Source organism: Variovorax sp. GW458-11-26-14-LB1 (assembly GCF_059423965.1).
This window is the reverse complement of sequence record NZ_JBWKYW010000049.1, coordinates 39628-51595: the sequence shown is the minus strand read 5'-3', so window position 1 is coordinate 51595 and position 11968 is coordinate 39628. Positions and strand designations below refer to the sequence as shown.

Sequence of the window (11968 nt, the reverse complement as noted above, 5' to 3'; positions counted from 1 at the left end):
GTCGCTGGACGGGGAGGGGTCCTGTGCCTGCGATTGCGAGGAGGACTGTGACTGGGACTGGGACTGCGATTGCGACGGGGTCGGTCGCTCCTCGGCGGCGTCGTACAGCAGCGGGGCCGCGGCGGGCGCCGGGGCCGCGCCCGCCACCGGCCGCGAGGGCGCCGCGGGCGTCGCCTGACCCCGCAATTCGTCGAAATGCCCAGGCAGGGCCGCCGGCGCGAGCGAAGACGCCAGCGCCGCCGGATGCTCCGGGGCCTGGGCGTCGAACAGGGATTCGTTCAGGGGTTCCACAGGGGGGAGATTGTCACATCACCGTCACCGGGGCCGATCCGGCGGTGCGACAGGGTTCCCCCTGAGTCCTCGGGCCGGTCAGCGCCGCAGGTCCAGCGTGAACGGAAACTCCCGGCTGCCCGGCAGCTCGATGGTGGCCGGCGGCGTGCGCAGCAGGCCCGGGGTGTGGCCGGTGCGTGTGAAGCGCGAGTGGCGACGGCTCTCGGCCTCGTAGGCGTTGACCGGGAAGGTGTCGTAGTTGCGGCCGCCCGGGTGGGCGACGAAGTACTGGCAGCCGCCCAGCGAGCGCTTCATCCAGGTGTCGACGAGGTCGAAGGTCAGCGGCGCGTGGGCCGGGATGCTCGGGTGCAGCGCCGAGGGCGGGTTCCAGGCCTTGTAGCGCACGCCGGCCACGAACTCACCGGTGACGCCGGTGGGCTGCAGCGGCAGCACCTTGCCGTTGACGGTGACGACGTGGCGGCTTTCGTTCAGGCCGGTCACGCGCACCTCGATGCGCTCCAGCGACGAATCGACATAGCGCACCGTGCCGCCGGCCGAGCCTTCCTCGCCCATCACGTGCCACGGTTCGAGCGCGTTGCGCAGCGACAGCTCCACGCCCATCGACTGCATCTGGCCCACGAGCGGGAAGCGGAACTCGAAGTGCGGCGCGAACCAGTCGGTATCGAAGGCAAAACCGGCCTGGCGCATCTCGCTGATGACATCGTCGAAGTCCATCTTGACGAAGGTCGGCAGAAGGAAACGGTCGTGCAGCTCGGTGCCCCAGCGGGTCACGGGTGCCTGGTAGGGCGCGTCCCAGAAGCGGGCGACCAGCGCGCGGATCAGCAGCTGCTGCGCGATGCTCATGCGCGCATGCGGCGGCATCTCGAAGGCGCGCAGTTCCAGCAGGCCGAGGCGGCCGGTGCTGGAATCGGGCGAGTAGAGCTTGTCGATGCAGAACTCGCTGCGGTGCGTGTTGCCCGACACGTCGATCAGGATGTTGCGCAGCGTGCGGTCGACCAGCCACGCGGGCATGTTCTGGCCGTAGATCTCGCGGTTCTTCGCGATCTCTTTCAGGGCAATTTCAAGTTCGTAGACCTGGTCGTTGCGCGCCTCGTCCACACGCGGCGCCTGGCTGGTCGGGCCGATGAACATGCCCGAGAACAGGTAGCTCAGCGACGGGTGGTTGTGCCAATACAGCAGCAGGCTGGCCAGCAGCTCGGGCCGGCGCAGGAAGGGGCTGTCGGCGGGCGTGGCGCCGCCCATCACGAAGTGGTTGCCGCCACCGGTGCCGGTGTGACGGCCGTCGGTCATGAACTTCTCGGCCGACAGGCGCGTCTCGAACGCGGCGTTGTAGAGGAACTCGGTGTGGTCGACCAGTTCCTTCCAGTTGTGGGCCGGGTGGATGTTGACCTCGATCACGCCCGGGTCGGGCGTCACGGCCAGCATCTTCAGGCGCGGATCGCGCGGCGGCGGGTAGCCTTCCATCACGATGCGCACGCCGAGCTGTTGCGCGGTGGCTTCGACGGCGGCGACGAGGTCGAGGTAGTCCTCCAGGCGCGCGAGCGGCGGCATGAAGACGTAGAGCACGCCCGAGGCGCTGCCCTTTTTCTCGGCCGCGGGGCCGTTGGCGCGGCGCGGGTCGCGCACCTCGACGCACAGCGCGGTGCGCGTGACCCAGTGGGCCGATTCGCCGCGCAGCGGTTGGCGCGTGGCCGGTGTAGCCGCATCAGCAGGAGCAGCTGCATCGCCTTTCGCCGCATCGCCGGGGCTTTGCATGCGCAGCGACGCGGCCACCACGGGCGGCGCGCCGAAGGTGTAGGGCACCTCGCCCAGGTCGGCGCCGGCCACCGGGGTGGCGGTGGCATAGCGCGCGCGGTAGTCGGACGCGCTGGGCAACGCGGCGCGCGGTGCGGTCGGGTCGCGCTCGATGAGGTAGGGGTAGTCGCCCTTGCTGGCCCACGGCTGCGAGTCGAGCGGCAGGCGGTAGCCCATGGGCGAGTCGCCCGGGATCAGGAACAGGCGGTCGTCGCGCAGGAACCAGGGGCCGGTCTTCCAGCCGGGGCCGGCGAGCGCGGGCGTGTCGCTGTTGGCGTTGCCGGGCTCGATGGGCAGCATGTAGCCGATCACCGCGTCGAGCTTCTGCGTGAACACGCGGCGCAGGCGCACGCGTTCGAGTTCGTCGTCGAGCTTGGAGTCGAAGGGGTCGACGTTCACCGGCAAGCGGCGTTCGCGCCACAGGTAGTAGTAGGTGTCCTCGTAGCCGGGCTGGATGTAGCGCTCGGTGAGGCCCAGCTTGTGCGCCAGCACGGTGGTGAAGCGGCGCGCGTCCTCGCTCGTGTAGTGCGTGGGAAAGCGCTCGTCGGCGAACAGCTCGGGGTCGTGCCACAGCGTCTGGCCGTCGGCGCGCCAGAAGATCGACAGCGCCCAGCGCGGCAACTGCTCGCCCGGGTACCACTTGCCCTGGCCGAAATGCAGGAAGCCGCCCTGGCCGTACTCGGCGCGCAGCTTGTGCACGAGCTCGGTGGCGTAGCCGCGCTTGGTGGGGCCGAGCGCGTCGGTGTTCCATTCGGGCGCATCGCGGTCGCTGGTGGCCACGTAGGTGGGCTCGCCGCCCATCGTGAGGCGCACGTCGCCGGCCACGAGGCGCGCATCGACCGCGTCGCCGAGCGCGAGCACCTCGGCCCATTGTTCTTCGGTGTAGGGCTTGGTGACGCGCGGCGATTCGTAGATGCGCGTGACCTTCATCTCGTGGCTGAATTCGACCTCGGACTCGTCGACGCCGCCCTCGATGGGCGCGGCGCTCGACGGCGTGGGCGTGCAGGCCAGCGGGATGTGGCCTTCGCCGGCCAGCAGGCCCGAGGTGGCGTCCAGGCCGATCCAGCCGGCGCCCGGCAGGAACACCTCGCACCAGGCGTGCAGGTCGGTGAAGTCGACCGTGGTGCCGCTGGGGCCATCGAGCGCCTTCACGTCGGGCGTGAGCTGGATCAGGTAGCCCGACACGAAGCGCGCGGCCAGGCCGCAATGGCGCAGCAGCTGCACCAGCAGCCAGCCCGAGTCGCGGCAGGAGCCGCTGCCGTTGCTCAGCGTTTCTTCCGGCGTCTGCACGCCGGGCTCCATGCGGATGAGGTAGCTGACGTCCTTTTGCACCTGCTGGTTGATGCCGACCAGGAAGTCGATGGTGCGCTGTTCCTTGCGCTCGATCTTGTCGAGGTAGGCCTGCAGCAGCGGCGTGGGCTTCTCGGTGACGAGGTAGGGCGCCAGCTCTTCGGCCTGCGAGGCCGTGTACTTGAAGGGGAAGTTCTCGGCCTGCGGCTCCAGGAAGAAGTCGAAGGGGTTGTAGACCGCCATCTCGACCACGAGGTCGACCGTGACCTTGAACTCGCGCGTCTTCTCGGGGAACACGAGCCGCGCCTGGTAGTTGGCGAACGGGTCCTGCATCCAGTTGACGAAGTGCTCGGCCGGCTCGACCCGCAGCGAGTACGAGATCACATTGCTGCGGCAATGGGGCGCGGGGCGCAGTCGCACGACTTGCGGGCCCAACTGCACCAGGCGGTCGTATGTGTAGTGGGTGACGTGGTGGAGTGCGGCGTGGATGGACATGCGTAGGGGCGTGCAGTGCAGCGAGGTTGCATCGAAAAGATGTCTCTGGTGAGACGCATACTAGCCCAGTTGCCAAGCAATTAACGCGCCATCGAGCGTGGGTTGGGGGAGGGTTTGCATCATGGATTCCGGGGTGTCGGGAGGGCAGTCGCGGCGTGCGTCCGAGGCTGTCGCGGGTGGGTCGGGGGCCTTCGTTGCGCTGGGCGGTACGCTGCTCGGCGCGGCGGTGCAGCTGCGCCAGCCGCTGTTGTGGGCGGCGGGTGTTTACGTCGCGCTGCTGGTCGTGGGGCTCGGCGGCGGATGGCTGCTGTGGCGGTGGCGTGGGCCTCGGCTGCTCGTGCTGATGCTGTCGCTGGCCTGCGGTGCGATGACCGGCGCGGGCCTCGCCGGATGGCGCGCCACGGCCTACGCGCAAGGGGCGCTGGAGCCGCAACTCGAAGGGCGTGACCTGCGGCTCACAGGCGTGGTTTCTCAGATGCCGCAGCCCGGCGAGATCGGAACGCGCTTCCGTTTCGATGTGGAGACGGCGCAGTGGGCCGAGGCCTCCGATGAGGCGCCACCGACGGTGCCGCCGCGCATCGCACTCGCCTGGTACGGCGAGTACAGCGGGATGTGGGAGCAGCCCGCCGAGCGGCGTGCCTCCGTCGCACGCACCGTGGGCGAGGTGCATGCCGGCCAGCGCTGGCAACTGACCGTGCGCCTGCGCGCGCCGCACGGCAACCTCAATCCGCATGGCTTCGACAGCGAGCTGTGGGCGTGGGAGCAGGGCGTGCATGCGCAGGGCCATGTGCGGGCCGGGGCGCGCGACCCCGCGCCGCGCCTGCTGGGCACGACGTGGCGGCACCCGGTCGAGCGGGCGCGCGAGGCCGTGCGCGATGCGGTCTTCGCGCGCGTGGACGACCGGCGTCAGGCCGGCGTGATCGCCGCGCTGGTCACCGGCGACCAGGGCGCCATCGACCGTGCCGACTGGGACGTGTTCCGCGCCACCGGCGTCGCCCACCTGATGTCGATCTCGGGCCTGCACATCACCTTGTTCGCATGGTTCGCGGCGCATGTCGTGGGCGCGCTCTGGCGGCGCAGCAGCCGGCTCATGCTGCGGCTGCCCGCGCAACAGGCCGCGCTCGCGGGCGGCGTGCTGCTGGCCGCGCTCTATGCGCTCTTCAGCGGCTGGGGCGTGCCTTCGCAGCGCACGGTCTGGATGCTCGCGGCCGTGGCGCTGCTGCGCCTGACCGGTCGGCGCTGGCCGTGGCCGCATGTCTGGCTGCTGACGGCGGCGGTCGTGGTGGCCGCCGACCCGTGGGCGCTGCTGCAGGCCGGCTTCTGGCTCAGCTTCGTGGCGGTGGCGGTGCTGTTCGCCTCCGCGACGGCGGTGCCGGGCGAAGGGCGGGTGGGCGCGCTCACGCGGCTGGGCCGCTTCTTTCGCGAGCAATGGACCATCACGCTGGCGCTCACGCCGCTGAGCCTGCTGCTGTTCCAGCAGGTGTCGGCGGTCGGGCTCGTGGCCAATGCGCTCGCGATCCCGTGGGTGACGCTGGTGATCACGCCGCTGGCGATGCTCGGCGTGGCGGTGCCGCCGCTGTGGGACGTGGCGGCCGGGGCGGTGAAGCTGTTCGCGCTGTTGCTGCAGGCGCTTGCCGGGCTGCCGTTTGCCACGCTGTCGATGGCCGCGCCGCCGCCATGGCTGGCTGCAAGCGGCGTGGCGGGTGGCGTGCTGCTGGCGATGCGCCTGCCGTGGTCGATGCGCGCGCTCGGCCTGCCGCTGCTGTTGCCGGTGCTGCTGTGGCAGCCAGCGCGACCTGCGGTGGGCGAGTTCGACCTGCTCGCCGCCGACATCGGGCAGGGCAACGCGGTGCTCGTGCGCACCGCCACGCACAGCCTGCTGTACGACGCCGGGCCGCGCTACGGGCTCGACAGCGACGCGGGCCACCGCGTGCTCGTGCCCCTGCTGCGCGCGCGGGGCGAACGGCTCGACCTGCTGTTGCTGAGCCACCGCGACATCGACCACACCGGCGGCGCCCCCGCCGTGCTCGCCATGCAGCCGCAGGCGGCGCTGCTGAGTTCCATCGAGGCCGGGCACCCGCTGCAGGCCCTGCGCCCCGCGCGCCGCTGCGAGGCCGGGCAGCGCTGGACCTGGGACGGTGTCGACTTCGAGGTGCTGTTTCCCTTCGACAGCGACTACCTCGGCTTCACGCGGCCCAATGCCGTGTCGTGCGTGCTGCGCATCGGCAACGGCCGCGCCACGGCGCTGCTGGCCGGCGACATCGAGCGCCTGCAGGAGGCCGCGCTGGTGTCGCGCACGCCCGGGCTGTCGGCCGACGTGTTGCTGGTGCCACACCACGGCAGCAAGACTTCGTCGAGCGAGGTTTTTCTGGACGCCGTGCGCCCGCGCATCGCGCTCGTGCAGGCCGGCTACCGCAGCCGCTTCGGCCACCCCGCGCCCGAGGTGGTGGCGCGCTATGTGGAACGCGGCGTGCAGGTGATCGACAGCCCGCGCTGCGGCGCCGCCCACTGGGCGAGCCCGGCGCCGGCCGAGCTGAAGTGTGAACGCGCGCACGACCTGCGCTACTGGCGCCACCGCATGCCATGACGGTCCGAAACGCGAAATGCCCTCGCATCGGGCCCAAACCTAGGGCTTCTACTGGCCTCGAACTTGCTAAGCTATGGCTCAAGGAGATTGGTCGTTCCATGCACAAATTCGACGAGATGTATGAGCAGCTCCCCTATGCGGGCGCTGCAATCCGACAGCACTACAAGCGCTACGACCAATGGCTTGCGAAGCAACCCGGTGAGGTGATGCGATCGCGGCGTGAAGAGGCGGAAATGATTTTCCGCCGGGTCGGCATCACCTTCGCGGTGTACGGCGCCAAGGACGAGGACGGCTCCGGCACCGAGCGGCTGATCCCGTTCGACCTGCTGCCCCGGATCATTCCCTCCCACGAGTGGGAGAGCATGGAAAAGGGGCTGGTGCAACGCGTCACGGCGCTCAACCGCTTCCTGTACGACGTGTACCACGACCAGGAAATCATCAAGGCCGGCATCATCCCGGCCGAGCAGATCCTGAACAACGCCCAGTTCCGTCCCGAGATGATGGGCGTGAACGTGCCGCACAACGTCTACTCGAACATCTCGGGCATCGACATCGTGCGCGCCCCCGATGCCCAGGGCAACGGCGAGTACTACGTGCTCGAAGACAACCTGCGCGTGCCCAGCGGCGTGAGCTACATGCTCGAGAACCGCAAGATGATGATGCGGCTCTTCCCGGAGCTCTTCAACCAGAACCGCATCGCGCCGGTCGCCCATTACCCCGACCTGCTGCTCGAAACCCTGCGCGCCAGCGCGCCGCCGGCCACGGCCGAGCCCACGGTGGTGGTGCTCACGCCCGGCATGTACAACAGCGCCTACTTCGAGCACGCCTTCCTGGCCCAGCAGATGGGCGTAGAGCTGGTCGAGGGACAAGACCTGTTCGTCAAGGACGACTTCGTCTACATGCGCACCACGCGCGGCCCGGTGCGGGTCGACGTGATCTACCGCCGCGTCGACGACGACTTCCTCGACCCCGAGGTGTTCCGCCCGACCTCCACCCTCGGCTGCGCGGGCCTCATGCGTGCCTACCGCCAGGGCAACGTCGTGATCTGCAATGCCGTGGGCACCGGCGTGGCCGACGACAAGTCGATCTACCCCTACGTGCCGAAGATGGTCGAGTTCTACCTCGGCGAGAAGCCGATCCTGAAGAACGTGCCCACCTACATGTGCCGCAACAAGGACGAGCTGCAGTACACGCTCGACAACATGAAGGACCTGGTCGTCAAGGAGGTGCACGGCGCCGGCGGCTACGGCATGCTCATCGGCCCGGCCGCGACGCAGGCCGAGATCGAAGACTTCAAGAAGGCCGTCATCGCCAAGCCCGACGGCTACATCGCCCAGCCCACGCTGAGCCTGTCGACCTCGCCGACCTTCGTCGACGCCGGCATTGCGCCGCGCCACATCGACCTGCGCCCCTTCGTGCTCTCGGGCAGCGAGGTGCAGATGGTGCCCGGCGGCCTCACGCGCGTGGCACTGAAAGAAGGGTCGCTGGTGGTCAACTCGTCGCAGGGCGGCGGCACCAAGGACACCTGGATTCTCGAAGCGGACCGCACGGCCAAGCCGAAGGCGGCCACGCAGTCGCAAAGCCAATCGCAGTAGGAGCACAAACGATGCTGTCCCGCACCGCAGACCACCTCTACTGGATGTCGCGCTACACCGAGCGTGCCGAGAACACGGCGCGCATGCTCGACGTCAACTACCAGACCTCGCTGCTGCCGCAGTCGGCCGAGGTTGCCAAGTACGGCTGGCAGGGCGTGCTCTCGATCAGCGAATTGCTGCCCTGGTACAGCAAGAAGTACGACCAGATCACGCCCAACGAAGTCATGGAGTTCATGGTCAAGGACGAGAGCAATCCGTCGTCGATCGTCTCCTGCCTGAAGGCCGCCCGCGAGAATGCGCGTGCCGTGCGCGGCGCGCTCACCACCGAGGCCTGGGAAACGCAGAACACCACCTGGCTCGAAGTGAACCGCATGCTGCGCGCCGGCGATTTCGAGCGCGACCCGGGCCAGTTCTTCGAGTGGGTCAAGTTCCGCTCGCACCTGTCGCGCGGCGTCACGCTGGGCACCATGCTCCAGGATGAGGCGTTCTACTTCTCGCGCCTGGGCACCTTTTTGGAGCGTGCCGACAACACGGCGCGCCTGGTCGACGTGAAGTTCCACGCGCTCAACAGCGAGTTCTTCGGCGCCGCCACCGAGGAAGACCAGGAGTACGACTTCTATCACTGGAGCGCGATCCTGCGCAGCGTCTCGGCCTTCGAGGTCTACCGCAAGGTGTACCGCGACGTGATCAAGCCCGAGCGCGTGGCCGAGCTGCTCATTCTTCGCGCCGACATGCCGCGCTCGCTGCACGCCAGCCTGGTCGAGGTGGTCAACAACCTCGCGAAGGTGCAGAACGAGCAGAGCGCCGAAACCCAGCGCCGCGCCGGCAAGCTGCTGGCCGACCTGCAGTACGCGCGCGTCGACGAGATCCTGGCGACGGGCCTGCACGCCTACCTCACGCAGTTCCTCGATCGGGTGAACGAGCTGGGCGGGCGGATCAGCCAGGACTTCCTGGTGCCGGCGCACTGAGTGAACGGATCGCTGCGCCTGTGCCTATGCGGGTGACGGTCCATTCGCCACGAGCCTTTTCCATCGAGGGCTTTCTTGAGCCCGAAGAATGCGAGCAACTGATCTCCCTGGCCGAGCGCGAAGGTTTCGCCTCGGCCGGCGTTCGCACTGCCGACGGACCGAAGGCCATGCCGACCATCCGCAACAACGAACGCGCGATGCTGCCATCGCCGGAATGGGTCGAGCTGCTGTGGGCTCGGTTGGGGCAGGTCGTGTTGCCCGAGGTCGCCGGACAGGTGCCCAAGGGCCTCCCGAAGGAGCTTCGCTTCTACAAATACTCGCCCGGCCAGCGCTTCAAGATGCACAAGGACGGGCCGTGGCATGAAGACGGGCTGACGAGCCAGCTCACGCTGCTCGTCTACCTGAACGACGGCTTCACGGGGGGCGACACCGACTTCCGCGAGTTCCGCGTCAAGCCGGAAGCCGGAGCGGCCCTGCTGTTCATCCACGACACGTGGCATGAAGGCGCCGCCATCGAATCCGGAACCAAGTACGTGTTGCGCTCCGATGTGATGTACGGCAACGCCGTTTGAGCGCGCTGCATCGCAGGCCGTCGGCAGCTTTGGCGCTTCAGCGCGAAAACGACTCCACCACCACCGGAATCTCCGGCGCCTGCCACTGGTAGGCATCGCCCAGCACATTGCGCTCGGCCTTCTGCCCGCTCCAGCGGATGCCCAGCAGGTCCATCAGGCTCCAGCCGGCCCAGTCCGCGCGAAAGGGCTGCTGCGTGGCGGCGCCGGTGGGCAGCGGCTCGCGGTTGCGCCAGACGACGGCCGGGATGCGGTAGCCCGAGGCGGTCGCGGGGCTGTGGCCTGCGCGGTTGCTGCCGTGGCCGACTTCCTGGCCGTGGTCCGACAGGTACATCCAGGCGCGGTAGTCGTCCGGCTTGCCGGTGCTGCGGGTCTGCTGCAGCAGTTCCGACACCACGAAGTCGTGGTACAGCAGGGCCGCGTCGTACTCCTGGCGGAAGTGGCGCACCCAGGCCGAGCGGCCGTCCTTCACGAGGCCGTTTTCGACCGCGTCGACGCTGTCGTCGAAGGGGTTGGCGTTCTCCGGAAAGCGCAGGCTGTAGTGCGGGTGCGCGCCCATCAGGTGGACCACGATGAGCTTGCGCTCGGTGCTGGTGTCGGCAAAGGCTTCCTGCACGCAGTCGAGGATCTCGCCGTCGAGCGAGGCGCTGGCGCGGCCCGGCGTGCGGTTCACCATGTCGACCACGTCGGCGTAGCGCGCGTGCTGCTGCTCGATGGCGAGGTCGTCGTGGTTGCTGATCCACCAGACCTTGTAGCCGGCGGCGCGCGCCAGGGCCAGCAGGTGGGGCGGGGTGTCGCCGTTCCCGTTGTTTCCGCCGTTTCCATTCGCGGGTTGGCCGAAATGGAACATGTTGCGCAGCGCGGGCAGGGTGCTCGCGTCCACCGACCACGCGTTGCGCAGCACGGCCATGCGGTCGCCTTCCTGCGCCTTGTGCGCCTGCAGGCGCGGCGTGGTCGGGCGGCCGTAGCCGTACAGGCCCATGTTGTCGCGGTTGATGCTGTCGGTGATGACGAGCACGACGGTGGACGGCCCCTCGCGCGTGATCACCGGTGCGATCTGCCGGGCCTGGGCCATCTGCGCATCGCGGGTTTTTTCCTGGTCGGCCCAGGCGGCGCGCTGGTCGTGCAGCGACTGCGACCACTGGGTCCAGAAGACGACCGGGTGCAGCCGGCGCCAGGGCTTGCTCACGTAGGCGACGCAAGCGGCGAGCAGGATGAGGAGCAGCAGCGAGCGCGCCCAGAACGGTCGCCGCGCACGCGGCGCCGTGGCACCGCGTCGCGCGAACAGGGTTGCGAGCAGGCCGGCCGCCACCAGCGCGGCCGACCAGACGACGGCGGAGCGCCAGTGCATGCGCAGGTACTCGGCGCTTTCGCGTGCGTTGGTGTTGGCCGCGGCGCCCAGCACCATGGCGCTGTCGGGCGCGGCCTGATAGGTGTCGAGCAGGTAGGCGCGGACCACGGCGTCCAGGCCGAAGCCCATGACCCAGAGCCACACGAGCGCCGTGCGCCAGCGCCGCAGGCGCGCGCTGTGCAGCGGCCACAGCAGCCAGAGCACGGGCGGCGCGGCGAGCACCGCGAGCTGGGCGATGCGGCGGCCGTCGTGGCCCAGGGCGATCAGCGCCAGCAGCGTCGCGCCGACCACGCCGCAGGCCAGCAGGGCGCTGGAGGGAGGACGCGGGGCGTCGATGGCGGGATGTGTCAAGCGCGGCGCGGGGAGTCGAGGGCGGGCGAATTCTGCCCCGCACCCTGCGCCCACGCGTCCAGTGTCCCGACCCTTGCGGGGTCTTTGTGCGGCGCCTCAGGGATATCCCCGCGGAACTTATCGGCGCTCAGCGTCCCAGAGGGGGCTTCGACCGGCATTTGCCGGACCTCCCGTGTCTTCTCGAAAGGAACCCTCGCCCCATGGCCCGATTCAGCCGCCGACTGCCCGCGCTCCTGCTCGCATTCTTCTTCTCGTGGATGCTGCTGCCGTCCGCCTTTGCCGCGCAGCCGCAGATGGTCAGTGTCGCGGTCAAGACCCTGAACATGCGCACGGCCCCCAGCCAGCGCGCCGAGGCGCACTGGACAGTGAGCCGGGGCTATCCGCTGCGCGTGATCGGCCGCAAGGGCGACTGGCTGCGTGTCACCGACTTCGAGAACGACAAGGCCTGGGTCTTCCGTTCGATGACGAGCAAGACGCCGCACCACGTCGTGAAGGCAAAGACCGCGCAGTTGCGCCGCGCACCCGGCGCGCGCAGCCCGGTCGTGAAGAAGGCCGTGTACGGCGACGTGTTGCGCACCCTCGAGCGCCGCGGCGACTGGGTGAAGGTGCGCCACGAAGGCGGCACCACCGGCTGGGTGCTGAAGCGCTCCCTCTGGGGCTGGTGAACCCGAGGGCGC

At 69.3% G+C, this 11968-nt stretch carries 7 protein-coding genes and 1 pseudogene; 5 read left to right on the top strand and 3 right to left on the bottom strand.

The annotated features are described in order from the left end of the window. Both AC07YS_RS25555 and AC07YS_RS25550 read right to left on the bottom strand, forming a co-directional pair. Positions 1-291 (bottom strand): annotated as a pseudogene (locus AC07YS_RS25555) (circularly permuted type 2 ATP-grasp protein); the annotation flags it as partial. 78 nt (positions 292-369) lie between these two features. Continuing rightward, on the bottom strand, positions 370-3870 hold the full coding sequence (locus tag AC07YS_RS25550) for a transglutaminase family protein (protein WP_495269392.1): 3501 nt from the start codon (positions 3868-3870) through the stop codon (positions 370-372). 121 nt (positions 3871-3991) lie between these two features. Between AC07YS_RS25550 and AC07YS_RS25545 the strand changes: the two genes are divergently transcribed. The 4 genes from AC07YS_RS25545 to AC07YS_RS25530 all read left to right on the top strand — a co-directional run bounded on the left by AC07YS_RS25545 (position 3992) and on the right by AC07YS_RS25530 (position 9592). Further along, complete coding sequence (locus AC07YS_RS25545) at positions 3992-6457, top strand: DNA internalization-related competence protein ComEC/Rec2 (RefSeq protein ID WP_495273756.1); 2466 nt, start codon at positions 3992-3994, stop codon at positions 6455-6457. Between the two features lie 98 nt (positions 6458-6555). Beyond that, positions 6556-8052, top strand: a complete 1497-nt coding sequence (locus AC07YS_RS25540; RefSeq protein WP_062476766.1) for a circularly permuted type 2 ATP-grasp protein — start codon at positions 6556-6558, stop codon at positions 8050-8052. A gap of 11 nt (positions 8053-8063) precedes the next feature. Continuing rightward, positions 8064-9020 carry an alpha-E domain-containing protein gene (locus tag AC07YS_RS25535; protein WP_062476763.1) on the top strand — a complete coding sequence of 319 codons (957 nt, stop codon included), beginning with the start codon at positions 8064-8066 and terminating at the stop codon, positions 9018-9020. A gap of 26 nt (positions 9021-9046) precedes the next feature. Beyond that, entirely contained in the window at positions 9047-9592 is a 546-nt protein-coding gene (locus tag AC07YS_RS25530; protein ID WP_495269460.1) for a prolyl hydroxylase family protein, read from the top strand. A 37-nt stretch (positions 9593-9629) separates the two neighbouring features. Here the strand turns inward: AC07YS_RS25530 and AC07YS_RS25525 are convergent, their stop codons facing one another. Then, the gene (locus AC07YS_RS25525) at positions 9630-11291 is read right to left on the bottom strand and encodes a phosphoethanolamine transferase (protein ID WP_495269459.1); all 1662 of its coding nucleotides are present in this window, start codon (positions 11289-11291) and stop codon (positions 9630-9632) included. A gap of 200 nt (positions 11292-11491) precedes the next feature. Here AC07YS_RS25525 and AC07YS_RS25520 point away from each other — a divergent pair, with 200 nt between their 5' ends. Then, complete coding sequence (locus AC07YS_RS25520) at positions 11492-11956, top strand: SH3 domain-containing protein (protein WP_062476754.1); 465 nt, start codon at positions 11492-11494, stop codon at positions 11954-11956. The last annotated feature ends 12 nt before the right edge of the window (positions 11957-11968 follow it).

Excerpts from the sequence above, each read along its gene's own strand:
- AC07YS_RS25550 (WP_495269392.1), bottom strand. The coding sequence starts at position 3,870 with ATGTCCATCCACGCCGCACTCCACCACGTCACCCACTACACATACGAC.
- AC07YS_RS25545 (WP_495273756.1), top strand. The coding sequence starts at position 3,992 with ATGGATTCCGGGGTGTCGGGAGGGCAGTCGCGGCGTGCGTCCGAGGCT.
- AC07YS_RS25540 (WP_062476766.1), top strand. The coding sequence starts at position 6,556 with ATGCACAAATTCGACGAGATGTATGAGCAGCTCCCCTATGCGGGCGCT.
- AC07YS_RS25535 (WP_062476763.1), top strand. The coding sequence starts at position 8,064 with ATGCTGTCCCGCACCGCAGACCACCTCTACTGGATGTCGCGCTACACC.
- AC07YS_RS25530 (WP_495269460.1), top strand. The coding sequence starts at position 9,047 with ATGCGGGTGACGGTCCATTCGCCACGAGCCTTTTCCATCGAGGGCTTT.
- AC07YS_RS25520 (WP_062476754.1), top strand. The coding sequence starts at position 11,492 with ATGGCCCGATTCAGCCGCCGACTGCCCGCGCTCCTGCTCGCATTCTTC.